The following is a 24266-nucleotide window of genomic DNA, read 5'->3' as shown; positions in this document are numbered from 1 at the left end:
TATTAACCCTCCACCACGAGGCCCATGGAACGGGCAGAGCCAGCGATGGTACGCACGGCGGCGTCCAGGTCGGCGGCAGTCAGATCCGGTTCCTTCGCCTTGGCGATCTCTTCCAGCTGCTTACGGGTGACCTTGCCGACCTTCTCGGTGTTCGGGCGCTTGGAGCCCGACGAGATGCCAGCGGCCTTCTTCAGCAGGGTGGTAGCCGGGGTGCTCTTGGTGATGAAGGTGAACGTACGGTCCGAATAGGCCGTGATGATCACCGGAACCGGCAGACCCGGCTCGAGCTTCTGCGTTGCAGCGTTGAACGCCTTGCAGAATTCCATGATGTTCAGACCACGCTGACCCAGCGCAGGACCGACCGGCGGCGAGGGGTTGGCCTGACCGGCCTTCACCTGCAGCTTGATGTAACCGACAACTTTCTTTGCCATGTGAGTGCTCTCCGGGTGCTAGCGCCTTTCGACAACAGGCTCCCCATCGGACCGGGAATCACGCGTCCCGGCATCGCGTTTTGAAATCATGCTGAAGGCCACCTTGCGGCGGCCTCGTCCTGCCGGCTTTCCCAGCGGGGAGCCGCGCACTATAACAGGTTTTTTCTTCACATGCCTGAAGCGGCAGATAAACGAACGAAACCGGGCCAGGCCCGGTTTCTGGTCCGAAGCCGAGCGTGGCTCGACGCTACAGACGGATCAGACGGCCTTTTCGACCTGGCCGAACTCGAGCTCGACCGGCGTGGCACGACCGAAGATCAGCACCGAGACGCGCAGACGGCTCTTCTCGTAGTTGACTTCTTCGACGACGCCATTGAAATCGTTGAACGGACCGTCGGTGACGCGGACCATCTGGCCCGGCTCGAACAGCACCTTCGGACGCGGCTTCTCGACACCTTCCTGAACGCGATTCAGGATGGCCTCGGCCTCGGAATCGGCGATCGGCAACGGACGATCGGCAGTGCCGCCGATGAAGCCCATCACGCGCGGGGTTTCCTTGACCAGGTGCCAGCTTTCGTTGTCGATGCGCGGAATACCGGCTTCTTCGTGGGTCTCGATCTGGACCAGCACATAACCCGGGAAGAACTTGCGCTCGGAGCGGCGCTTCTGGCCAGCGCGCATCTCGACCACTTCTTCGGTCGGGACCAGGACGTCGCCGAAGCGCTCTTCCATGCCGTCACGGACGATGCGATCGCGCAGAGCCTGCGCCACCGACTTCTCGAAGCCCGAATAGGCGTGAACGACGTACCAACGCTTCATGCAATTCTCCTTAGCGGCTCAGGAACCACTGAGTCAGTTTCTGGATCAGGAAGTCGAAGCCACCCAGCAGCAGGCTGAGGATGAGCACCACGACGATCACGACCCACGTCATGCGGATGGCCTCCTGGCGCGTCGGCCAGACCACCTTGCGCAGTTCGAAGCGCGACTCGGAGAGGAATTCGCGGGTGTCGCGCCCCTTGCCGGTCAGCATGAACACGCCGATACCGCCAACCAGACCGACCACGACCGCCAACGCACGCAGCTGACCTGCCCACGCACCCAGCTGGGCGGCGCGACCAGAGTCGGCGGAGAACCAGAACCAGACGAACAGACCGGCCAGCACCAGCAGCGATGCGGCGACATACTTGACGATATCCCCACCGTGGGCGGAGTTGTCCTTGGAGTGTTCGATCTTGCTATTCATCCGGCTGTGTCTGCTTTAGCGGCCCAGGCCGCTGGATAAGGTGGGCAGATGGCACGCCAGGAGGGACTCGAACCCCCAACCTGCGGTTTTGGAGACCGCTGCTCTGCCAATTGAGCTACTGGCGTACGTTGAAAACTTGCCTTCCCTTAGACGGCGAAGGCGGACCGAGGTTCCCGGCCCGCCATTCGCGTAACCGGCGGCGCTATGCAACCACCGGTACTGCAGGCTTACTCGATGATCTTCGAGACCACGCCGGCGCCGACGGTGCGGCCGCCTTCGCGGATGGCGAAGCGCAGGCCTTCGTCCATTGCCACCGGATTGATCAGGGTGACGACCATCTTGACGTTGTCACCCGGCATCACCATTTCGACGCCTTCCGGCAGAGCAGCTGCGCCGGTGATGTCGGTGGTACGGAAGTAGAACTGCGGACGGTAGCCGTTGAAGAACGGGGTGTGGCGGCCGCCTTCATCCTTAGACAGGACGTAGACCTCACCTTCGAACTTGGTGTGCGGCTTGATCGTGCCCGGCTTGGCCAGAACCTGGCCGCGCTCGACGTCGTCACGCTTGGTGCCGCGCAGCAGCAGGCCAGCGTTGTCGCCTGCCTGACCCTGGTCCAGCAGCTTGCGGAACATTTCAACGCCGGTCACGGTGGTCTTCTGCACCGGACGGATGCCGACGATTTCGATTTCGTCACCGACCTTGATGATGCCGCGCTCGATACGACCGGTCACCACGGTGCCGCGACCCGAGATCGAGAACACGTCTTCCACCGGCATCAGGAACGGCTTGTCGATCGCACGCTCCGGCTCCGGAATCCAGGTGTCCAGGGCCTCGACCAGCTTGATGATGGCCGGCACACCGATGTCGCTCTGGTCGCCTTCCAGCGCCAGGCGGGCCGAACCGGCGATGATCGGGGTGTCGTCGCCCGGGAACTCGTACTTGCTCAGCAGCTCGCGCACTTCCATCTCGACCAGCTCGAGCAGCTCGGCGTCGTCGACCATGTCGGCCTTGTTCAGGAACACGACGATGTACGGCACGCCGACCTGGCGCGACAGCAGGATGTGCTCGCGGGTCTGCGGCATCGGGCCGTCAGCGGCCGAGCACACCAGGATCGCGCCGTCCATCTGGGCGGCACCGGTGATCATGTTCTTGACGTAGTCAGCGTGGCCCGGGCAGTCAACGTGGGCGTAGTGACGGGTCGGGGATTCGTATTCGACGTGCGCGGTCGAGATCGTGATGCCACGCGCCTTTTCTTCCGGCGCGGCGTCGATCGCGGAGTAGTCCTTGAACTCGCCACCGAAGCGCTCGGCACCGATCTTGGTCAGTGCGGCGGTCAGCGTGGTCTTGCCGTGGTCGACGTGACCGATGGTGCCGACATTGACGTGCGGCTTGGTGCGCTCGAACTTACCCTTGGCCATGGCTGCTTATCTCGAATTCGTCTGAGAGGTGATGCTTGAGATGGTGCTCACGAAAGGAATCGAACCTTCGACCTCTTCCTTACCAAGGAAGTGCTCTACCGACTGAGCTACGTGAGCCGAGTTTTGCATTATGACATGAACTCGATACTATTCAAAGTTCATTCAATGGAGCGGGAGACGGGAATCGAACCCGCACCATCAGCTTGGAAGGCTGAGGTTCTACCATTGAACTACTCCCGCGCCGGGAATGTCACAACGTGAAACTGGTGGAGGGAGGTGGATTCGAACCACCGAAGGCGTAAGCCAGCAGATTTACAGTCTGCCCCCGTTGGCCGCTTGGGTATCCCTCCTTACCACCCCAACCCGTTGCCGCCGAAGCGTTGCGGTGTGTGGTGGTGAGCCGCTTATTCTGCTGATCAGGCGGGGGGCTGTCAACGCTTTTTTCCATCTTTTTCACACGTTGTCGCAAACCCATTGATACGCAAGGTTATTGCCCAGGGACCGGCAGGGTCTCGCTGGCGAAAATTGCGACATGAGGGACACCGTCGGCGCCGATCCAGCCCCGATACATGCCCTGGGTGTTGAACGGCGTGGCCATTTTCCCGTCTGCGCCGAGCACGATCGCACCACCATCGCCGCCCAACTGCGGAATCGTTTCGTTGATCACGCCCTTGCCAGCCTGCTCCGGGGTCTGCCCCTGGTAGCGCATGCGTGCGCAGATCTCGTGCGCGGCCGCAGTACGGATGTAGTACTCGCCCCAACCGGTGCCCGACACCGCACAGCGCGCATCGGCCCAGGTGCCTGCACCGATGATCGGCGAGTCACCCACTCGGCCATAGCGCTTGTTGGTCATGCCGCCAGTGGAGGTGCCGGCGGCCAGCTGCCCCTGCGCGTCCAGCGCGACCGCGCCCACCGTGCCGAAGTGCTTTGCGGTCTCCAGGTCGGCATGGGCCTGGCCGCTGGCCTCTTCCTTCAGTGCGCGCTGCAGCTGCTGCCAGCGCTTCTCTGTACGGAAGTAGGAGGGATCCACCAGGGCAATACCCTGCTCGGCCGCGAAGGCCTCGGCGCCCTGCCCGACCATCATCACGTGCCTGGATTTCTGCATCACGGTCTGTGCCAGCAGGATCGGGTTGCGCACCCGCTGCACGCCGGCCACCGCACCAGCAGCCTGGGTGGCGCCGTCCATCACTGCGGCATCCAGCTCGTTGTGGCCGTCATGGGTGAACACCGCGCCCTTGCCGGCGTTGAAGGTGGGATCGTCTTCCAGCACCGTAATCGCTGCGGTGACGGCAGCCAGCGCCGGACGACCCGCCGCCAGTTCGGCATGGCCCTTCAGCAGCGCGGCGCGCAACGCATCGCGCGCGGCCTTCTCTTCGGCCGGCGACAGGTCCTTGCGCTCGACGCCGGCACCGCCGTGGATGACCAGCAGCGGCGAGGCGGCCGGGGCGGCCTGGGCAAGCAACGGCAGGGACAGCAGCGCAGACAGCGCCAGGCGCAGTTTCATCGGGTACATCTCCAGCAGGACGAGGGAATGGATTGCGGGTGGAACATCATTGGCGGACGACTTCGATCTGGCCGTCGGCGACGTCGGCCACGGCGTGGTAATCGGCCTCGGCCTGGAAGTCGTCCAGCCGCATGCGGCTGCCACTGGCGACCACCGTTACCGGTACGGCATGGAAGCGCAGCGGTTCGCCCTCGACCAGACGATCGGCATCACGACCGGGGCTGACCACCCAGACCTTGCCTTCGCCGTCGGCGCTGTAGACCTGGGCCTGCCCATCGGGCTCCACGCACAGGGCGGTGTCCTCATCAACGCCAATGCCGACGATGTCCGGGTCACCACTGTCCTGCGCGGCGCGTGCCACGAACACGATCAGGCGACCGAGCCGGTCACGCTTGTCGAAATGGGTATCGGTGACCACGCGCCGCAGGTAGGGCATCTGCAGGAATCCACTGTCGATGGTGACAGCGCTGCCCATCGGGTCGGCCAGCGCACCGGCGGAGGTGATGCTGCCGCCATCCATCGCGCCATAGGCGTAGCCGCCGAGGCGCGCGGTTGAGCGCGGTACCCTTCCAGAAGCGGATGTAGCGGGCCTGGTCACCACCGGCGATGAAGATGGCATCGGCTGCGGCAACCACGCGCAGCACGGCCGGATCGTCGGCACCGCGACGGCTGTCGAAGACCAGGGTCTGTACCGCCGTGGTGCCGCCGATCTCGTGGTAGAGGCGGTCCTGCAGCTCATCGCCACCGGAGGCGCGCAGGATCAGCACACGGCCATTGCCGGCCTGCCTCAGCCACCACTGGAAGGCGTCCGGCACCCACTCGCCACCGCCCATCAGCATCATCGCCGGCGCGCGCGGGCCGGGGCGCGGGGCCTCAAGGTCGCCGACTTCGTAATAGGCAAAGCCGGGGCCCAGCAGATCCTGCGCGGGTGCGGCCAGTGGCCAGGCCAGCACAAGCAGCGCCAGCCAGGCAAAGGGGAGGGTCCGGTGGAGGCTTCGCATCCCTGATCTCCCTGAACGACATCGACTTGCAAGCGTTTTCACTCTTTGCCAGATAGGCACCCAGTAGTCAAGGACATAAAAAAGGCGTTAAATGCGCGCGCCCATTCCGGAAATCTGAATGGGGGACAGGGCCCCTCCTCTGCGGGCCGGCTTCATTTCCGAGAATTCCTCATGCGTAGACAGGCGATGGCGTGGTCGATCCAGCTGGCGTTGATGGGTGTGGCTGCTTCCGCGGCCGCCCAGGCTCCGTCTTCCTCTTCGATACAACAACTGGACGCGGTGCAGGTCACCGGCTCGCGCATTCCGCGCGCCCAGGTGGAAGGCCCCGCCCCGATCACGGTGATCAACGCCGAACAGATCCGCTCAAGCGGCTTCACCAGCGTGCCGGACGTGCTGCGTGCAATGACCCAGAACGGCGGTGAGACGCAGAGCCAGCAGTCTTCCAGCGGCGCCGACTTCTCGCCGGGCGCCCAGCAGGTGGACCTGCGCGGCCTGGGCCCGAACCACACGCTGGTGCTGGTCAATGGCCGCCGTATCGCCGACTTCCCGATGCCGTTCAAGGGCCGCAGCAACTTCACCGATGTCTCCAACATTCCGCTGGGGATGATCGAACGCATTGAAGTGCTGACCGGCAGCGCCTCGGCCATCTATGGTTCGGACGCGATCGCCGGCGTGGTCAACTTCATCCTGAAGAAGAAGGCCGACGGCACCACCATCGACATGCGCATGGGCACCACCACCGAAGGCGGTGGCGAGTCGTTCGACATGAGCATCGCCAGCGGTTTCAGCCGTGGCAACTTCAACGCGGTATACAGCGTCGAGCTGCAGTCGCAGACCCCGCTGTGGGCCTATGACCGTGACATCCAGGACTCGACCCAGGATGGCCCGACCGAGGGTTCGCGCATCGCTCGCCGTGCCTACCTGCGCACCGACTACAACGATGACTATCTGGACCCGGGCGCCGCCACCTGCGAAGCCCTGGCCGGGCAGAACCAGGGCAGCACCTACCGCGCCTATCGCCCGAAGTACGGCTACTACTGTGGCAGCGACAGCTCCATCGGCTACGGCACCATCCTCAGCAAGCGCCGCGGCGCCAACGGCTACGCGTCGCTGAGCTACGACTTCGACAATGGCCAGCAGTGGTTCGCCGACGTGCAGCTGGGCTACCACACGATGTCGCTGATGCGCGACGTCACCCAGTGGGGCCGCATGGACGCCAACGGCGATGAGTCGGGTTATTTCAACAACGAAGCCACCGGCGAGATCGAGTTCTGGCAGCGCCAGTTCTCGCCAGAGGAAATGGGCGGCCTGCGCAACGCCATGGTGCGCAGCACGCAGAAGACCTTCAGCGTGACCACCGGCTTCAAGGGCAACCTGGCCGGCAACTGGGATTACGAAGCAGCGCTGAGCCATTCGCAGTACCAGTCGCGGATCAGCTGGGCGCAGATCATCGCCGCCAAGGCCAATGACCTGTTCCTCGGTCCGCAGCTGGGCGTGGATGACGACGGTTTCCCGGTCTACAATGCCGACCCGTCACGCCTGTACCGGCCGCTGACCCGCGCCGAGTACGATTCGATCGCCGCGCGTACCACCTACACCCCGAAGTCGCGCACGGAGACTGCCGCCTTCACCCTGACCAACTCGGCCCTGTTCGCCCTGCCCGGTGGCGACGCCGGGTTTGCCGCGACCGTGGAAGTGGGCCAGCAGGCGTACTCGCTCAATCCCGATCCGCTGGCGACCGGGTACTACTACTACAGCTGGAAGGATTCGGACGGCAAGGGTTCGCGCAACCGCTGGGCGACCGCTGCCGAGCTGCGCATGCCGCTGCACGAGTCGGTCAACCTGAGCGTGGCCGGCCGCTACGACCAGTACCGTTATTCCGGCCACACCATCGGCAAGGCGACCTGGAGCGGCGGCCTGGAATGGCGCCCGATCGACACGCTGCTGGTGCGCGGTTCGTACGGCACCGCGTTCCGTGCGCCGGACCTGCACTACGTATTCGCCGGCCCGGGCAACGATGAGACCACCGCCGAAGACCTGTACAGCTGCCGCGCGGACGGCGCCACCGACTGCGCCGACTACGAACGCAACCTGGTCCGCAGCCGCATCGGCAACCGCCAGCTCGACCCGGAAACCAGCACCTCGTGGAGTGCCGGCTTCGTCTGGTCGCCGGCGATCGGCCTGGACCTGTCGGTGGACTGGTTCGACATCGACATGCGCAACCAGGTGCAGGACATGGACGTGCGCACGATCCTGGCCAACGAAGCGAACTGCCGCCTGGGCAGCGCCGACATCACCTCGCCGACCTGCGTGGATGCGCTCGCCCGCATCACCCGCAGCAACGACGGGCGCCTTTATGGCGTGCGCGTGGAGCCGATCAACGTCGCCCGCGAGTCCACCTCCGGCATCGACGTCGGCCTGCGCTACCGCCTGCAGACGGGCATCGGCGACTTCATCTTCAACGGCACCCACACCTGGGTGAAGAAGCATGATTTCCAGCGCTACCCGGGCGACCGCAGCGAAGACCAGTTCGCAGTGAACAGTGGCTTCGACATCCCGCGCACCAAGACCAGCCTGAGCGTGACCTGGGAGAAGAATGCGTGGTCGGCAACCGTGTACGGCTCGCGCCTGGGCAAGCTGCCAACCTCGGACAGCTACGACCAGGTGTTCGACTGGGACAGCGGTGACAGCCCGTACGTGAGGGCAACGTATCGCTACAACGCCTCGCTGCAGTACCGCTTCGACGACCACTCGCGCCTGTCGCTGTCGGTGGTCAACGTGCTCAACAAGATGCCGCCGAAGGACCGTACCTACACCGCGTACCCCTACTACGACGTGTCCTGGTTCGACAGCGTCGGCCGCACGATCAACCTGCAGTACACGCACAAGTTCGGTGGCAGCGCACTGTAAGTGCCAGGCCAGTGCCGATACAGGAGCCCCCGCTTCGGCGGGGGTTCTTTTTTTCTGCTGGCTGAACGGCGTCCAAGCAGGGACCGCTGCCTGGCCGGTCCGCAGTGGCTTTTAGGAAACAGCTGATTCCGCGCCATCCGCGCCGCTCCCTAGCATCGTTGCATGTTCCGCTTCCCCCGCCCTTCGCTGCAGCAGGCCGTGCCATCGACTACCGCGTCGGTGCTGCTGCGCTGCCTGACCGTGTGCGTCTTCATCTGCCTGGCCGCCGCGGCCGGGTTCTACCTGCTCACCGCATTCACCGAGGACATCTCGACCCATCGCCGCGAGATGAACGCGGCGGCCTACAGGGCCCAGATCTATTTCGACCAGCGCGAAGCCCTGCTGCGCTACCTGGGCGATTCGGTGGTGACGGGCAACCCGGATGCACCTGCGGCGGACAGCGAAGGCATGCGCCAGGTGCCGCTGGAGGGTGCTGGCGGCCAACCGGGCCAGCGGCTGCTGTTGTCAACGCGCGCCGAGCACACGCTGCAGGCGCTGCAGACGCACCTGCTTCTGGTCGACGCCCGGGGCGCGCATTGGCTGGCCGGAGGCGAGGTCGATGTCGACCTGGCGCGACTGCCCTCGCTGCGCGTGCTTCAGGCGCGCAGCGGCAGCGTGGAGGGAGCCGACCCGGTGTACTGGCTGCGCCCGGGTGACAGTGGCGTTGCATTGGCCCAGCCGGTACAGGCGGGCCCCCATCCGACGCAGTGGCTGGTGCTGCTGCTCGATGGCGCGGCGGCGGCGAGCATGATCGACGGCCAGGGCATCGGCGGCTATGCGCTGCTCGACCGTGGCGGGCAGCCTGCATTGTCCAGCCAGGCCCCGCGGCTGGATGGTGCGGGCTGGAAGACCCTGCGGGAGCGCCAGGACGACAGCTTCGGCACGTTGTGGAGCGGCGGGCTTCCGCGCGGCGTAGCGCTGGTGAAGGGGGTCGGCAATGATGGCTGGCGGCTGGTCTACCACCTGCCGCCGCAGCTGCTGCTGGGCGACCTGGCGGTGCCTCTGCTGATCTGCGTGCTGTTGCTGCTGCTGGCCGGCCTCGCGCTGCGCCTGCTGCGGCATCGCGTGGACCTCCAGTTGATCCAGCCGGCCCTGCAGCAACACCGCCGCCTGCTGGAGAACCTGGATTTCAGTTCGACGGTGATCGACATGGCGCCGGTCGGCATCTGCGTCCTGCGCCGCAGCGACCGCGCGCTGCTGCTCTCCAACCAGCTGCTGCGCGACTGGCTTGGCGAAGAAGGCGAACACAGCGACTGGCAGGCGCCATGGCGCGGGCATGCCGGCGAGCACGGGTGTGGACTGGAATTCACCACCCGCGATGGTCGCCAGCTGCAGGTGCTGCACGCGGCCTGCCGCTACCAGGGCGATGACGTGCTGCTGTGCGTGTTCCATGACATTTCCCGGCACCGCCAGGCACAGGCCGCGCTGTCGTCGGCACGCCAGGCCGCCGATGCGGCCAACCAGGCCAAGAGTGCGTTCCTGGCCACCATGAGCCATGAGATCCGCACCCCGCTGTACGGCGTGCTGGGCACGCTGGAACTGCTCGGGCACACTTCGCTGGACGCGCGGCAGTCGCAGTACCTGCGCACCATCGAAAGTTCCTCATCGGTCCTGCTGCAGTTGATCAGCGACGTGCTGGATGTTTCCAAGATCGAGTCAGGGCAGCTCAGCCTGGAGCCGGCGGCGTTCTCGCCGCGCGAGCTGACCGAGAGCGTGCTGCGCAGCTTTGCCGCGTCGGCCACCTGCAAGGGCCTGCAGATCCTGGTCTGTACCGACCCGCGCCTGCCGACGCGGGTGCTCGGTGATGCCGACCGCATCCGCCAGGTGCTGGGCAACCTGCTCAGCAACGCGATCAAGTTCACCGAACATGGGCGGGTGGTGCTGCGCGTGCGCCAGGTACAGCGCGAAGGTGAATCCAGCGTGCTGGCCTGGCAGGTCACCGACACCGGCGTGGGTATCGCCGCCGAAGAACAGGCGCGGTTGTTCGAACCGTTCCGCCAGGTCCGCGGCGCGGCCAGTGCACAGGGCACCGGGCTGGGCCTGTCCATCAGCGACCGCCTGGTGCGCCTGATGAGCGGCGAACTGCAGGTGGTGAGCGAGCCTGGCCTGGGCAGCAGCTTCAGCGTCCGTCTGCCCTTGCCGGTTCTGCCCACCGCAGAGGATGGCCCTGTGCTGCTACCGGAGCCGCCGATCCTGGTGCGCGGCCGCGACCGCGAGCTGGTCGACAGTGCCTGCGGCTGGCTGCGTCGCTGGGGCGCAAACGCGCAGCCCCTGCAGGGCGACCCAGCACTGCTGGACCATGACGGCGCGATCCTGATGGATGGTGAGGCCGGGATGCCGTTGGCCTGGACAGGCCCCCGCGTGGTGGCGTCGATCGACGGCGGTGACCAGCCCACTGTTGCCGCCGATGGCAGCCTGGTGGTGACCCTGCACGGGATGACCGCCATCGGCAATGCATTGGCCAACGTGCAGCAGCAACGTGCGGCGCTGCCGGAGACATCGCGCGCGGCACCGCCGGTGCCGCTGGGCCTGCGCGTGCTTGCCGTCGAAGACAATCCGATCAACCGGGTGATCCTGGCCGAGCAGCTGCGCACCCTCGGCTGCGATGTGGAGCTGGCACAGGACGGCGTGGAAGCCCTGCAGCGATGCCGCGAGCAGTCATTCGACCTGGTGGTGACCGATATCAACATGCCGCGCATGGACGGTCACGCGTTGGCCCGCCAGCTGCGCGATGACGGCAACCCGGTGCCAGTGATCGGTGCCACCGCCAATGCCACCGCCGAGGAGCGCGAGCGCTGCCTGGCCAGTGGCATGCAAGGCTACCTGAGCAAACCCATCGACATCGCCCGCCTGCGCAAGGCGCTCAACGCCCTGCGCCAAGGAGACCCCGCATGACCCAGCGTGTCCTGATCCTGGAAGACCAGCCCTTCCAGCGCGGCTTCCTGGCCAACCTGTTCGGCAGCCGCGCCGGCGTGCAGGTCGATGCCTGCGAGGACGTGGATGCGGCCATCGCGTTGTGTGCATGCCAGCCCTATGACCTGGTGGTCAGTGACCTGCTGATGCCCGGACAGGACGGCATCCAGTTCATCCAGGCGCTGGCCGCACAGCCGCGCCCGCCGCGCCTTGCGGTAGTCAGTGCCGCGCCGCGCCGGATGATGACCTCGGCACGGCTGATGGCCGAATCGCTGGGGCTGGATGTGATCGGGCTGCTGCCCAAGCCAGTGGCCGCCGCCGATGTGGACGCCCTGTTCGAGGCCCTGGCGCAGGCGCGTCCGGTTGCCGACGACGCCCCAGCGCGCGCGGCGGCGGCACCCGAACCGGATGCATCGCAGCTGCGCCAGGCCATGGCCGATGGCAGCCTGACGGCCTGGTTCCAACCGAAGAAGTCACTGCAGTCAGGACGGGTCGTGGCGGCCGAGGCACTGGTGCGCTGGCGCCACCCCCAGCTGGGTACGCTGGCCGCTGGCAGCTTCCTGCCGGCGATCTGCCGCTACGGGCTGGAGGGCGATCTGCTGCGGATGATGCTCAAGGCCAGCATCAGCGCGCAGGCGCGCTGGCGCAGGCAAGGTTTCCGGGTACCGGTGTCGATCAACCTGCCCCCTCACCTGCTGGAGCAGTCGGATCTGCCCGACGAGCTGCTGGCGCTGACCCTGGCCCACGGCGGTACACCCGGTGAGTTGTGCTTCGAACTGATGGAAAACAGCACCACGCGGCACGTCAGCGACTTCTATGCAGGCGCCTGCCGCCTGCGCATGAAGGGCTTCGGCCTGGCCCAGGATGATTTCGGGCAGGGCCTGAGCTCGGTCCACAACCTGGTCAATACCCCTTTCACCGAGGTCAAGATCGACCGCGCGCTGGTCAGCGGCTGCGCCCGCGACCCGGCCCTGCACCTGACCCTGTCAACGGTGATCGCACTGGCCAACCAGCTGGGCCTGACCATCGTGGCAGAGGGCGTGGAAAGCGATGCCGACCTGGCCGCGCTGCGCCAGTTGGGGTGCAGCCAGGTGCAGGGCTTCCTGATCTCACAGGCGCTGCCGTCGGATGAGTTCACCCGCCTGCTGGATGAAGAAGCGCCCCAGTGGGACGACGCGCCGCGGGCCGCCCTGCGCTGACACGGATTCCACGGCGGCTTCACGAAATCATCAAGTTGCATTGACGATCCTGTCTGTGCAGCGGCGGCGGAGTTCCATCCGTTGCTGCACAAGGTGCCGCTGACCGCCCCCTGCTCCGAGACCTGCCATGCCGGCCGAGGCCGCTCCTGTACGCCGACTCGCTCGCCGCTCGCTGCGCGTCCACGCCCTGCTGATTGGCGTGGTGGTGCTGGCGACCCTGCAGGCCGGACTGCTGTTGTCGGCCGGCTCGCAGCTGTTAAACGAAGAGCGCAGCAAGATCGAGTACCACTTCCGCCGCCTGGACGGCACGCTGCGCGAGCAGGAGCGCTTCCTTCGCCAGTGGCGTCTGCATGATGTCGGCACGCGTGGGCAGCCGGTGGCCGATGCCAGCGTGGAGCTGCAACGCGGCCCCTTGTTCGCCAACTTTGCGGTGATCGGGAGCGAGGGGGCCAGTCTTTCGCCACCGACCGAGCTGGGCGACCGCTTCCTGCGCTTCTACGGCACGTTCTGGTCGGCCTCGCGCTATCCACCACCCCAATGCCTGCTGGTCGATGGCCAGGGCACGCGCGGGCTGCTGGCACCTGTACAGATCGCCGGTACCGACGCGAACCAGAACAGCCCGCATCACCTGCGCCCGGCGATCGCCAGCATCCATCAGGTCATGGGGACGCAGCCGGCGCTGCAGCGCGGTGGCATCGTCTGGGTGGGCGTGCCTTGGCGCGACCGACAGACCTGGCTGCTGGCCATCGCCCACGCCCCGCAGGATGCGCGCCTGTGGGGTGAGGACGACGAGGACTCGCAGGCGGCGTTGGCCTGCCTGCTCGATCCCGGCCGTGTCGATGACTATCGGCAGGTGCTGGGTGTCCCGGTGTTCCAGCGGTTGTCGCTGTTCGATGCCAATGGCCAGCGCCTGCTGGGCGATGCGGCCGATGCCAGCGACGCCGGCACCTCCTGGCAGGCCGGCCTCGATGGCCTGCAGTTCCGCATGCGCAGCGAGCGCGGCTGGCTGGCGGTCTACCACGTCGGGTGGCGACAGGTGTTCCAGCACCCGCAAGGGCCCTTGCTGGGCGCGACCGTGGTCGCCCTGCTGCTGGCACTGGGTGGCACGCTGGTGCTGCGCGCGTACCGGCGTTCGGTCATCGAACCGCTGCGCAGCAACCACGCGCGCCTGCTGGAAAGCGAAGCCTTCAGTCGCACGATCCTGGACAACGCGCCGATCGGGCTGTGCCTGCTGCGCCGTTCCGATGGCAATGTGCTGCTGGACAACGCCCTTGCCCGCCGCTGGCTGGGCGAGGACCACCATGCCGGCGGCTGGCATGGCCCGTGGCGGCGGAGCGTACTGGCTGCCGGCGGCACCACGCTGGGCGATGGCCTGGCCTACGCCACGCCCGAAGGCCGCCACCTGCTGGTGACCGCGACACCGGCGCGCTATCGCGGCGAGCCGGCAGTGCTCTGCCTGTTCATTGATCTGAGCAGCCAGCATGAGGCCGAACAGGTGCTGCAGCAGGCGCGCCGCGCCGCCGACCAGGCCAACCGCGCAAAGAGCCAGTTCCTGGCCACCATGAGCCATGAGATCCGCACGCCGCTGTACGGCGTCCTTGGTACGCTTGAGCTGCTGGGGCTGACGCCACTGGATGCGCGGCAGCAGGACTACCTGGCAACGATCCAGCGTTCGTCCTCTACCCTGATGCAGCTGATCAGCGACATCCTGGATGTCAGCAAGGCCGAGGCCGGGCAACTGAGCCTGGAGCCCAGCCCATTCGATCCGGTGCGGTTGACCGAAGACGCGCTCGACTCGTACGCCGCTGCGGCCGCCAACAAGGCACTGCAGTTCTACGCCTGCATCGATGCCGACGTGCCGCCCATGGTGTGCGGTGATGCCGCGCGGACCCGCCAGGTGCTCAACAACCTGATCAGCAACGCACTGAAGTTCACCGACAGCGGGCGCGTGGTGGTCCGCCTTTCGGCACGCTGGCAGGAGCAACGCTGCTGGCTGCAATGGCAGGTGGCCGATACCGGTATCGGCATTGCCAGCGAACACCAGGCGCATCTGTTCGAGCCGTTCTTCCAGGCCAACCCGGGCACCGATGCGATGCGGGGCACCGGCCTGGGCCTGGCCATCTGCGCGCATCTTGTGGCGTTGATGGAAGGGCAGCTGCGCGTGGTCAGCGAGAGCGGCCTGGGCAGCAGTTTCAGTGTTGAACTGCCGCTGCCATCGGCACCACCGGATCCGCAGCAGTCACCCGCGCCGCAGCTGCCCGCCGGCCTGCAGATACAGGTGCGGGGCAGCGTGCGAGAACTGGTGCAATCGCTTTGCGAGCGCCTGCAGCAGCGCGGTGCACAGGCCAGCGTTTACCGTGAGGACGTCGCGGCAGGCTTGCCATCGGCGGGCGTGCTGCTCGACCTGGCCCTGGACGACTCCCTGCCCGGATGGGCGGATGGACCGCGCGTGGTCGCCTGCCGCGAAGGCGGCGTGCGGCCGCGGCAGGTCAACGGCGTCTGGCAGGTTGGCCTGCATCGGTTCGACGCGATCGTGGTCGCCCTGGCCGCAGCCAGTGGCCAGCCGCTGGCCGCCAGCGCAGAAGGGCGCCTGCCAGCGACGCGTCATTTCGGCCTGCAGGTGCTGGTCGCCGAGGACAACCCGATCAACCAGGCGATCCTGCGCGACCAGCTGGAGCAGCTCGGCTGCCGCGCCGTGGTCGCCAGCGATGGCAATGAAGCGCTGGGCTACTGGCAACAGGGCGCGTTCGCGCTGGTGCTGACCGACCTGAACATGCCCGGGCTGGATGGCTACGGCCTGGCCCGCGCCTTGCGGGCACGGGGTGTCAGCGTGCCGATCCACGGCGCCACCGCCAATGCCGACCCGGCCGAACGCCAACGCTGCCAGGAATCGGGCATGCAGGGCGTGCTGGTCAAGCCGATCACGCTGGAAGCCCTGCAGCGCCTGCTGACCCGGATCGCCGACGGCGATGCGCCAGACTCTGCGATGCAGGAGCGCCGTGCGTCCACCGCATCGCACGACACGGATCCCCCGCTGCAGGTTCCCGCGAAGATGCAGTCGCTGTTCGTACAGACCATGCAGACCGACCTGGACAGCCTGCGCCAGGCAATCGCCGCTGCCGATCCCGCCCGCGTGGCGCAGGTTCTGCACCGCATCCGCGGCGCGCTGGTGATCGTCGGTGCACCTGCGCTGGTGGACAGCGGCCTGCAGATCGAACAGTGCCTTGCCGGCGGCGATGACCTGGCCACCCAGGCGGCCGCTCTTGCCGGCTTCCAGCAACGCCTCGAACAGATGCTGCATCCGCTGCGCGACGCTGCGTCCCCTTCCCCTCCTGACGACCCGACCCTGCCATGACCACACGGATCCTCATCGCCGACGACCACCCGATCGTGCTTGCCGGCATCCGCGACGTACTGGCCGGGGAACTGGACCTGGACATCGTGGGCGAAGCGGCCGATCCGGGTACGCTGATCGAGCTGATGACCCGGACCCGGCCACAGGCGGTCATCACCGACTACAGCATGCCGGGGGGCGATCGCTTCGGGGACGGCATCAAGCTGATCTCGTTCCTGCGCCGCAGCTTCCCGGAGACACGCCTGCTGGTGCTGACGATGGTGTCCAATCCATCGTTGGTTGCGGCGATGTATGCCGCCGGCGCGGGCGGCGTGGTGCTCAAAAGCCATGGATTGGGCAGCCTGGTACAGGCCCTGCGCGTGGTGCTGGCCGACCGCGTCTACCGCCCCCCGGGACTGCTGCCGGTAGCCGCGAGCGAACCGGCCGATGCCGATGCGGTCCGTGCGCGCCTGTCGCCGCGCGAGCTGGAGGTGATCCGCCTGTTCACCAGCGGCATGAGCGTGGGCGACATCGCACGCCAGCTGCAGCGCAGCGCCAAGACGGTCAGCACGCAGAAGATCAGCGCGATGCGCAAACTCGGCGTGGACAGCGACCAGGCGCTGATCGAGTACTGCCTGCAGGCCTCACTGTTCGGCTGAGGCCCACTCCTGCCTGAACCCTGCCGGCCCTGTGATGGGGACTGCAGTGGCTTTAGGAAACGCCTGATTCCATAGGACAAGGACGATTTCTAGGCTGGACGCATCCCAGCATGGTGCATGTGGCAAGCAATTGCCGCTTCGCCCGGAGGGACGGAAGTCCGATGGCGCCTGCAGGCGCCGTGGCTGTGGCTTCCGCAGCGACGCGGCCCTGCCGCGTCAGTCCGCGCAGCCTTGCTGCGCCCTGCCACAGGAAGTCCATCAGCATGAACGCCTCCCCCTCACGGCCCCGCCGTGCGTACGGGCGCGCGCGCGCCCCGCGTGTGCCCCTCATTCCCAGCCTGCTGGCCACTGCCCTGTGGGCAGCCCTGCCGGCGCATGCCGCAGACCTCACCGGCCCGCTGCTGGTCGACGACGGTGACAGCCTGCAGTTGGGTGCCGACGATGTCCTCAACCACAGCGCGGGCAGCTTTGCACTCACGGTCACCGGTACCGGCAGCACTGCGCTGATCGACGGCAGCCACATCCACGTGACCGGCAATGGCAGCGGCGTGTCCGCCGCCAGCGGCGGCCAGGTGCAGCTGCGCGGCGCAACGCTGTCGATCGCACCGGCGACCGGCACAGGCTTCTATGCGCTGTATGCCAATGGTGCCGGCAGCGTGATCGATGCGCGCGACGTCGACATCGAGACCACCCGCAACGGCAGCGGCTATGGCAGCGTGCAGGCGTCCAACGGTGGCGTGATCCGCTACACCGGAGGCCGCATTGCGATGACCGGCGGCGTCGGCACCCTGGTCGGCGCCTCCGGCAACGGCAGTGAGGTTCACCTGGACACCCTGCAGATGAGCGCCGACAGTGGCGCACGCCTGCGCGCCGAAAGCGCCGGCCTGCTGACGATCCGCAACAGCCGGATCACCCTGGCTCCCGGCGGCATCCTCGCCGGCGTCGCCGTCGATGGCGTGGGCAGCCGCGCCGAGTTGTACGACACCTACCTGGATGGCGGCTGGTTCGATATCGGCAGCGGCGGCAGCGTGCTGCTGGAGAACGTGGAAGCGCACTCGGTGGGTGGCAGCATGCGCCTGCTCGGCAGCAGCATCAGCAAGACCTATTCCAGCGCGGTGATCAACGGCGGCAGCTTCTACACCGTTGGCGGCTATGGCGTGAACATCAACAACTGGGGCCAGCTGAGCGCCCGCGATGCGGCGTTCGATGTGCGCGAAGGCTTTTCCGGATTCTGGCTGGCCAGCGACGAGTCGCGCCTGCAGCTGACCAACAGCACCATTGATACCTGGACCGACACCCATGGCTACGGCGTGGAGATCGCCGGCGGCGTCGCCAGCGTGCAGGGTGGCCGGATCACCACGCACGGTGATGCGACCTACGGCGTGCGCGTGACCGGATCCACCGGCAGCACCGCCAGCCGCATCGAAGCCAACGGCAGCGTGATCGACGTGCGCGGCAACGGCGGCGGCGGCGTGTTCATCGGCGGCTCCACCGCCACCGCGCTGCTCGACAACGTTGCGATCCGCAGCGACGGCGAGAATGTGTTTGGCATCGTGCACATGAACACGGCGCGGCTGACCCAGGCCGACCGCCTGGACATCCGCATGACCGGCAGCAACAGCGGCGGCTATCGCTCCTACCTGACCGCGTTCGGCCCGTACTGGAACCGCGCCACCCTCAACGACAGCCACATCGAGACCGCCAGTGGCGCCGCGTTCTGGCTGCAGGGCAGCAACCACGCGTTGACCGTCAATGGCAGCGATGTGACTGCGGGCGACGGCAGCGGCCGGCTGCTGCGGGTCAGCGACACGGTATTCACCGACGGCAGCAGCGTGGCGACCAGCCGCATCGACTTCAGTGCCGACGCCAGCACGCTGCGCGGTGACGTGGTGGTCGACAGCGCCACGGCCGACGTACACATGCTGCTGGGCAACGGCACCACCTTCAGCGGTGCCCTGCGCAACGACTCCGGCTACCAGGTCGCACAGCTGGCGCTGGATGGCAGCAGCCAGTGGAACGTACGTGCCAGTTCCAGCGTCGGCACGCTCGAACACGCCGGCACCATCGCCTTCGATGCGCCGGCGGCAGACGGCTTCAAGACCGTCACCGTCAGCGGCGACTACGTGGGCAATGGTGGCCAGTGGAACTTCAACCGCGCGCTGGGCGACGACACTTCGCTGGGCGACCAGCTGGTGATCAACGGCAACAGCAGCGGCACGGCCAGCGTGAGCGTGCGCAATGCCGGCGGCACCGGTGCGCTGACCCAGGAAGGCATCCGCCTGATCACCGTGGCCGGCCAGTCGGATGCACAGTTCAGCCTGCAGGGGCGCGCGGTCGCCGGTGCCTACGACTACTTCCTGTTCAAGGGCGGTGTGTCGACCCCGGATGATGGCAACTGGTACCTGCGCTCGGAATACGTGCCGCCGGTCGATCCGCCGGAACCGCCGGATCCCCCGATCGACCCGCCGCAGCCGCCGGATCCCCCGATCGACCCGCCACAGCCGCCGGAACCGCCGGTCGACCCGCCGTTGCCGCCGGAGCCGCCGATCGATCCGCCGCGTCCGCAGGTGGAACGCCCGGAACCGGCGGCCTACCTGGCCAACCGCAGCGCCGCGCTGGGCATGTTCCGGCACAGCCTGCACGACCGCGCCGGTGATCCCGCCGCCCTGGCCGGCGCCAGCCGTGACGCCGTGGCCTGGATGCACCTTCGCAGCGCGCAGCCCGACAGCCATGACCGCAACCGCCAGGTCCAGGTCGATGGCCAGATCAGCAGCGTGCTGGTCGGCGCCGGACGCCGCTTCGAGGTGGGTGGCACGGGCGAACTGCAGGCCGGTGCGATGCTCGGCCATGGCCGCGCGCGCAATGACAGCCGCTCGCAGGTGACCGGCTACACCGCGCGTGGCGTGGTCACTGGCACCAGCGTGGGCGCCTATGCGACCTGGCTGCAGGATGCACGCATGGAAGGCGGTGCCTATGTGGATGGTTGGCTGCAGTACGGCCGCTTCCGCAACAGCGTGCAGGGCGAAGGCCTGCAGAAGGAGCGCTATGACGCCCGCAACTGGAGTGCATCGGCCGAGGCCGGCTATGTGCTGCCTCTGCGGCGCACCGCGCAGCGCGGCATCTACCTGGAACCGCAGCTGCAGGTGGTGCACAGCCGCTATGACAGCGACCGCGTGGTCGAGGCCAACGGCACGGTGGTCGAAGACCACGGTGGCGGCGAGACCAGCACCCGCCTCGGCCTGCGCCTGTACAGCCGTGGGTTGAGCGCGGCGCAAGGCCAGGTGCACCCGTACGTGGCGGTGAACTGGTGGTCCGGCGGCAATGGCGCGGGCCTGGCAATGGACGGCGAGCGGCTGCAGCGGCAGCTGCCGCGCGACATCTATGAAGCCAAGGCCGGCGTGCAGGTGGATCTGTCCGGCGGCTGGCGCGGCTGGGGTGAACTGAGCCGGCAGAGCGGCGGCATGGGCTTCCGCGATGTCGGCGCCCAGCTGGGCGTGTCGTACAACTGGTGATGCGGGACGTGCCCGGCAAGGGAGTGCCGGGCACTTTTTCCACATGCGGCGTGGAAAGCGATGGGGGTTTGGTGTGGACAAGTGCCTGCGAACCGCACGTAGCAAGCGTTTCAGGATGTGGCTGTTTTTTGTCCATGCCCCTTCGCGGTTTTCCACACCCCTCGTGGAGAGTGGTTGGGATTTGATGTGGACAAGTGGGTGGGAGTGTTGCCACGCAGGCGTTTCGAAGCATGGTGAAAAATTGTCCATGCTGCACGGGAAAGCCGTGTAAGGCCGAGCATGGGCTCGGTTCTACAGAGGCGGGCGCGGTTTTCCACATCCGCCGTGGAAAGCGATGGGAGTTTGCTGTGGACAAGTACCGGCGAACATCACACCGCAAGCGTTTCGCACTGTGGTGGTTTTTTGTCCATCACCGGAAACGCGAACGCCCCGCACAGGGCGGGGCGTCCGGGGTCGATCCAATGCCGCTGGATCAGACGTTGAAGCGGAAGTGCAGGATGTCGCCTTCCTGCACGCGGTATTCCTTGCCTTCCAGGCGCAGGCGACCGGCTTCCTTGGCGCCGGCTTCGCCCTTGTACTTGATGAAGTCGTCATACGCGATGGTTTCGGCGCGGATGAAGCCCTTCTCGAAATCGGTGTGGATGACCGCGGCGGCCTGCGGGGCGGTGGCGCCCTTGCGCACGGTCCACGCGCGGACCTCCTTCACGCCAGCGGTGAAGTAGGTCTGCAGGCCGAGCAGGCTGTAGGCCGCGTTGATCACGCGGTTCAGGCCCGGCTCGCTCAGGCCCAGGTCGGCCAGGAAGGTATCGCGGTCTTCGTCGTCAAGCTGCGACAGCTCTTCTTCGATCGCGGCCGACACCGGCACCACCTGTGCGCCTTCGGCGGCAGCATGCGCACGCACGGCTTCCAGGTGCGGGTTGTTCTCGAAACCGTCTTCGAGCACGTTGGCGATGTACATCACCGGCTTCAGGGTCAGCAGGAACAGGTCGCGCACCAGCGCCTTCTCTTCCTCGTCCAGGCCCACCGAGCGGCCGGCCTTGCCATCCGACAGTGCGGCCTGCAGCTTGGCCAGCACCGGCTTGCGCGCCGCTGCATCCTTGTCGCCACCCTTGGCCGCACGCTCGGCGCGGTTCAGCGCCTTCTCGACGCTGTCCAGGTCGGCCAGCGCCAGCTCGGTGTCGATGGTTTCGATGTCCGAAATCGGATCGACCTTGCCGGCCACGTGCACGATGTCACCGTGCTCGAAGCAGCGCACCACGTGGGTGATCGCATCGACTTCGCGGATGTGCGCCAGGAACTTGTTGCCCAGGCCCTCACCGCTGGCGGCGCCAGCCACCAGGCCAGCAATGTCGACGAACTCGACCGCGGTCGGGATGACCTTCTGCGGGTTGATGATCGCTGCCAGCTCGTTCAGGCGCGGATCCGGCACCGGCACGATGCCGACGTTCGGTTCGATGGTGCAGAACGGGAAGTTCGCCGCGGCGATACCCGCCTTGGTCAGCGCGTTGAACAGGGTCGACTTGCCGACGTTGGGCAGGCCGACGATGCCGCATTTGATACCCATGGGTGACAGCTCTCTGGGGTGAAAGTGATTGGGGAAGCAGCGACATGGGCGCTGCTTTTCCAATCATTCTCCGTACCGACCAACGGTCGGTACCTACCGGGCAAATTACTTCGGGGTATGAAGCCGCTTCATTGCTTCGCTGAAATCGCCCTGCACTGCCAGCGGCAGCACGTCGATGGCATCGTCGATGGCGCGCGAAATCAGTACTTCATCGTCCTTGGAAGGGCGCCCCAGCACCCAGCCCACCACGCGGTCCTTGTGGCCGGGGTGGCCGATGCCCACGCGCAGGCGGTGGAACTTGCCATGACCGAGCAGGCGGATGGTATCGCGCAGGCCGTTCTGGCCGCCGTGGCCACCGTCGAACTTCAACCGTGCAACGCCGGGCGCCAGGTCCAGTTCGTCGTGGGCCAGCAGGGTCTCTTCCGGCTCGATCTTCCAGAACCGCTGCGCGGCGGTGACCGACTTGCCGCTGAGGTTCATGAAGGTGGCGGGCTTGAGCAGCCACACCGTCTGCCCGGCGATCTCGACCTTGGCGGTCTCACCGAACAGCTTGCTGTCCACGTTCCATCGCGCACCGGCTTTTTCAGCCAGGGCCTCAACGAAATGAAACCCGGCATTGTGCCGGGTCCGGGCGTGTTCCGATCCGGGGTTGCCCAGACCGACGATCAGTCGCAATCCTGCCATGGTTCCTCCCAGCACGGCGCCTGCCCGGAGGCAGGCGCCGCTTGGGTATTACTCGGCAGCAGCCACTTCTTCGTCAGCCGCGTCGGCCTTGCCGGCCTTGGCGGTGACGATGGCGTCGTCGTGGTCCTTGCCCAGCGCCAGGGCCGGGATCTCCACGCCCTTCGGCAGCTTGATGTTGGACAGGTACACCACGTCACCAGCCTTCAGCTCGCCCAGGTCGACTTCGATCGACTCCGGCAGGTCCTTCGGCAGGCAGGTGATGGTCACTTCCTTCAGTTCGTGGGTGACCACGACGTCGGCAGCCTTGCCGGCCGGCGAGGTGTCTTCGTTGACGAAGTGCAGCGGGACCGAAGCGGTCAGGGCTTCGTTCTCGTTCACGCGCTGGAAGTCCAGGTGCATGATCAGCTGCTTGTACGGGTGGCGCTGCATGTCACGCAGCAGGACCTTCTGCACCTGGCCGTCCAGGTTCAGGTCCAGGATCGAGGCATAGAACCACTCGTTCTGCTGGGCCAGCCAGATCTCGTTGTGGTCCAGGCTGATGGCGACCGGCTCGGCGTTGCCGCCGTACACGATGGCCGGGATCACACCGGCGTGACGCAGGCGGCGGCTCGCACCCTTACGCTGCAGTTCACGCTTGGTGACCTTGATTTCATGGGTCTTCGACATTTTCAACTACTCAGGTTGTTGCCTCGCCTTGCGGCGTGGCGGTTGGAGGTGCTTCCGCGACCAGAAGCACCCGGGGTATGCCTCCGCCGTTGCCGGCAGGGGCGAAAAACTCAGTCGACGTACAGCGAACTGACCGACTCGCCGAAGGCGATGCGGCGCATCGTTTCGGCCAGCATTTCCGCCACGCTCAGCTGGCGGATCTTGCTGCACACCCGCGCCGCGTCTTTCAGCGGGATGGTGTCGGTCACCACCAGCTCGTCGAGCTGGGAATTGGTGATGTTGTCCACCGCCGGGCCCGACAGCACCGCGTGGGTGCAGTAGGCGGCGACCTTGAGCGCACCGCGCGCCTTGAGGGCAGCGGCAGCGGCGCACAGGGTGCCGGCGGTATCGACGATGTCATCGACCATCACGCAGGTCTTGCCTTCGACGTCACCGATGATGTTCATCACGGTGGAGACGTTGGCGCGCGGGCGGCGCTTGTCAATGATCGCCAGGTCGGCGTCATCCAGGCGCTTGGCCACCGCACGGGCGCGGACCACGCCGCCCACGTCCGGCGAGACGACGATCAGGTTCTCGGTGCCGTAGGCGCGCCAGATGTCGGCCAGCAGCAGCGGGGACGCATACACGTTGTCCACCGGAATGTCGAAGAAGCCCTGGATCTGGTCGGCGTGCAGGTCGACGGTCAGCACGCGATCAGCGCCAGCGGTGCTGAACATCTTCGCCGCCAGCTTGGCGGTGATCGGCACGCGCGAGGAACGCATGCGGCGGTCCTGGCGCGAGTAGCCGAAGTACGGCACCACGGCGGTCACGCTGGCCACCGATGCGCGCTTGAGCGCGTCGATCAGCACCAGCAGTTCCATCAGGTTTTCCGCGCTCGGCGCACAGGTCGGCTGGATCACGAACACGTCCTGCTTGCGGACGTTCTCTTCGATTTCCACCTGCACTTCACCATCGGAGAAGTGCGAGACCAGCGCCTTGCCCGGGCGAACCCCCAGTTCCTTGCAGATGTTCTGCGCCAGACGTTTGTTGGCGTTGCCGGAAAAGACCAGCAGGTTCGGGGACTCTTGCATCATGATTGTCTCGGGCGGGGACGAGTGGCGGGGATCCGGAGTCGGCAAGGACCCTGATGGACCCTTGCTGCTGACAACACCGCGGTTGTTTCCACGTCCCGCGCGGGCGATGCGCTGGG

The 24266-nt window shown here is 66.6% G+C and carries 15 protein-coding genes, 4 tRNA genes and 1 pseudogene; 6 read left to right on the top strand and 14 right to left on the bottom strand.

Features of this window, described 5'->3' with window-relative positions:
• Window positions 1-2 precede the first annotated feature (2 nt).
• The 10 genes and pseudogenes from rplK to B9Y82_RS02150 all read right to left on the bottom strand — a co-directional run bounded on the left by rplK (window position 3) and on the right by B9Y82_RS02150 (window position 5597).
• Window positions 3-431: a 50S ribosomal protein L11 gene (gene rplK / locus B9Y82_RS02195; RefSeq protein ID WP_004145248.1), complete on the bottom strand. Its 429-nt coding sequence runs from the start codon at window positions 429-431 to the stop codon at window positions 3-5.
• A 258-nt stretch (window positions 432-689) separates the two neighbouring features.
• Entirely contained in the window at window positions 690-1250 is a 561-nt protein-coding gene (nusG, locus tag B9Y82_RS02190; RefSeq protein WP_004154362.1) for a transcription termination/antitermination protein NusG, read from the bottom strand.
• Between the two features lie 10 nt (window positions 1251-1260).
• A complete protein-coding gene (gene secE, locus B9Y82_RS02185; protein ID WP_004154361.1) occupies window positions 1261-1674 on the bottom strand; it encodes a preprotein translocase subunit SecE in 414 nt (137 codons plus the stop codon).
• A 49-nt stretch (window positions 1675-1723) separates the two neighbouring features.
• Window positions 1724-1799 (bottom strand) — tRNA-Trp (locus B9Y82_RS02180).
• Between the two features lie 102 nt (window positions 1800-1901).
• Window positions 1902-3092, bottom strand: a complete 1191-nt coding sequence (gene tuf / locus B9Y82_RS02175; protein WP_100471388.1) for an elongation factor Tu — start codon at window positions 3090-3092, stop codon at window positions 1902-1904.
• A 41-nt stretch (window positions 3093-3133) separates the two neighbouring features.
• Window positions 3134-3209 (bottom strand) — tRNA-Thr (locus tag B9Y82_RS02170).
• Window positions 3210-3258: 49 nt separating this feature from the next.
• A tRNA-Gly gene (locus tag B9Y82_RS02165) sits at window positions 3259-3332 on the bottom strand.
• A 24-nt stretch (window positions 3333-3356) separates the two neighbouring features.
• Window positions 3357-3442: transfer RNA gene (locus B9Y82_RS02160), tRNA-Tyr, on the bottom strand.
• A 137-nt stretch (window positions 3443-3579) separates the two neighbouring features.
• Entirely contained in the window at window positions 3580-4596 is a 1017-nt protein-coding gene (locus B9Y82_RS02155) for an isoaspartyl peptidase/L-asparaginase family protein (protein ID WP_100471387.1), read from the bottom strand.
• Between the two features lie 46 nt (window positions 4597-4642).
• Window positions 4643-5597 (bottom strand): annotated as a pseudogene (locus B9Y82_RS02150) (cyanophycinase).
• Window positions 5598-5768: 171 nt separating this feature from the next.
• Between B9Y82_RS02150 and B9Y82_RS02145 the strand changes: the two are divergent.
• The 6 genes from B9Y82_RS02145 to B9Y82_RS02120 all read left to right on the top strand — a co-directional run bounded on the left by B9Y82_RS02145 (window position 5769) and on the right by B9Y82_RS02120 (window position 20163).
• On the top strand, window positions 5769-8507 hold the full coding sequence (locus tag B9Y82_RS02145; RefSeq protein ID WP_100471386.1) for a TonB-dependent receptor plug domain-containing protein: 2739 nt from the start codon (window positions 5769-5771) through the stop codon (window positions 8505-8507).
• A gap of 162 nt (window positions 8508-8669) precedes the next feature.
• A complete protein-coding gene (locus tag B9Y82_RS02140; protein WP_100471385.1) occupies window positions 8670-11441 on the top strand; it encodes a response regulator in 2772 nt (923 codons plus the stop codon).
• On the top strand, window positions 11438-12658 hold the full coding sequence (locus tag B9Y82_RS02135; protein WP_100471384.1) for an EAL domain-containing response regulator: 1221 nt from the start codon (window positions 11438-11440) through the stop codon (window positions 12656-12658). Before B9Y82_RS02140 ends, B9Y82_RS02135 begins: the two co-directional genes overlap by 4 nt.
• 127 nt (window positions 12659-12785) lie before the next feature.
• Window positions 12786-16013: a hybrid sensor histidine kinase/response regulator gene (locus tag B9Y82_RS02130; RefSeq protein WP_100471383.1), complete on the top strand. Its 3228-nt coding sequence runs from the start codon at window positions 12786-12788 to the stop codon at window positions 16011-16013.
• Window positions 16010-16651, top strand: coding sequence for a response regulator (locus B9Y82_RS02125; protein ID WP_100471382.1), 642 nt, complete (start codon window positions 16010-16012; stop codon window positions 16649-16651). The genes B9Y82_RS02130 and B9Y82_RS02125 overlap by 4 nt, the downstream gene beginning before the upstream one ends.
• Window positions 16652-16914: 263 nt before the next feature.
• A complete protein-coding gene (locus B9Y82_RS02120) occupies window positions 16915-20163 on the top strand; it encodes an autotransporter outer membrane beta-barrel domain-containing protein (RefSeq protein WP_100471381.1) in 3249 nt (1082 codons plus the stop codon).
• A 472-nt stretch (window positions 20164-20635) separates the two neighbouring features.
• Here the strand turns inward: B9Y82_RS02120 and ychF are convergent, their stop codons facing one another.
• The 4 genes from ychF to B9Y82_RS02100 all read right to left on the bottom strand — a co-directional run bounded on the left by ychF (window position 20636) and on the right by B9Y82_RS02100 (window position 24147).
• Complete coding sequence (gene ychF / locus B9Y82_RS02115; RefSeq protein WP_100471380.1) at window positions 20636-21727, bottom strand: redox-regulated ATPase YchF; 1092 nt, start codon at window positions 21725-21727, stop codon at window positions 20636-20638.
• 105 nt (window positions 21728-21832) lie between these two features.
• Window positions 21833-22411 carry an aminoacyl-tRNA hydrolase gene (gene pth / locus B9Y82_RS02110; RefSeq protein ID WP_004144977.1) on the bottom strand — a complete coding sequence of 193 codons (579 nt, stop codon included), beginning with the start codon at window positions 22409-22411 and terminating at the stop codon, window positions 21833-21835.
• Between the two features lie 48 nt (window positions 22412-22459).
• Complete coding sequence (locus B9Y82_RS02105; protein ID WP_100471379.1) at window positions 22460-23077, bottom strand: 50S ribosomal protein L25/general stress protein Ctc; 618 nt, start codon at window positions 23075-23077, stop codon at window positions 22460-22462.
• Window positions 23078-23187: 110 nt separating this feature from the next.
• Window positions 23188-24147: a ribose-phosphate diphosphokinase gene (locus tag B9Y82_RS02100; protein ID WP_005415400.1), complete on the bottom strand. Its 960-nt coding sequence runs from the start codon at window positions 24145-24147 to the stop codon at window positions 23188-23190.
• Between the last annotated feature and the right edge of the window lie 119 nt (window positions 24148-24266).

Origin of the sequence: Stenotrophomonas maltophilia, from assembly GCF_002799155.1 — a bacterium.
Classification (GTDB): domain Bacteria; phylum Pseudomonadota; class Gammaproteobacteria; order Xanthomonadales; family Xanthomonadaceae; genus Stenotrophomonas; species Stenotrophomonas maltophilia_R.
This window is presented reverse-complemented; position numbering and strand designations above follow the sequence as displayed.

Bases quoted from the DNA above. Each gene is read 5' to 3' on its own strand.
- B9Y82_RS02130 (WP_100471383.1), top strand. From the start codon at position 12,786: ATGCCGGCCGAGGCCGCTCCTGTACGCCGACTCGCTCGCCGCTCGCTG.
- rplK (WP_004145248.1), bottom strand. From the start codon at position 431: ATGGCAAAGAAAGTTGTCGGTTACATCAAGCTGCAGGTGAAGGCCGGT.
- ychF (WP_100471380.1), bottom strand. From the start codon at position 21,727: ATGGGTATCAAATGCGGCATCGTCGGCCTGCCCAACGTCGGCAAGTCG.
- B9Y82_RS02105 (WP_100471379.1), bottom strand. From the start codon at position 23,077: ATGTCGAAGACCCATGAAATCAAGGTCACCAAGCGTGAACTGCAGCGT.
- nusG (WP_004154362.1), bottom strand. From the start codon at position 1,250: ATGAAGCGTTGGTACGTCGTTCACGCCTATTCGGGCTTCGAGAAGTCG.
- B9Y82_RS02125 (WP_100471382.1), top strand. From the start codon at position 16,010: ATGACCACACGGATCCTCATCGCCGACGACCACCCGATCGTGCTTGCC.
- B9Y82_RS02145 (WP_100471386.1), top strand. From the start codon at position 5,769: ATGCGTAGACAGGCGATGGCGTGGTCGATCCAGCTGGCGTTGATGGGT.
- tuf (WP_100471388.1), bottom strand. From the start codon at position 3,092: ATGGCCAAGGGTAAGTTCGAGCGCACCAAGCCGCACGTCAATGTCGGC.
- B9Y82_RS02120 (WP_100471381.1), top strand. From the start codon at position 16,915: ATGAACGCCTCCCCCTCACGGCCCCGCCGTGCGTACGGGCGCGCGCGC.
- secE (WP_004154361.1), bottom strand. From the start codon at position 1,674: ATGAATAGCAAGATCGAACACTCCAAGGACAACTCCGCCCACGGTGGG.
- B9Y82_RS02140 (WP_100471385.1), top strand. From the start codon at position 8,670: ATGTTCCGCTTCCCCCGCCCTTCGCTGCAGCAGGCCGTGCCATCGACT.
- B9Y82_RS02135 (WP_100471384.1), top strand. From the start codon at position 11,438: ATGACCCAGCGTGTCCTGATCCTGGAAGACCAGCCCTTCCAGCGCGGC.
- B9Y82_RS02155 (WP_100471387.1), bottom strand. From the start codon at position 4,596: ATGAAACTGCGCCTGGCGCTGTCTGCGCTGCTGTCCCTGCCGTTGCTT.
- pth (WP_004144977.1), bottom strand. From the start codon at position 22,411: ATGGCAGGATTGCGACTGATCGTCGGTCTGGGCAACCCCGGATCGGAA.
- B9Y82_RS02100 (WP_005415400.1), bottom strand. From the start codon at position 24,147: ATGCAAGAGTCCCCGAACCTGCTGGTCTTTTCCGGCAACGCCAACAAA.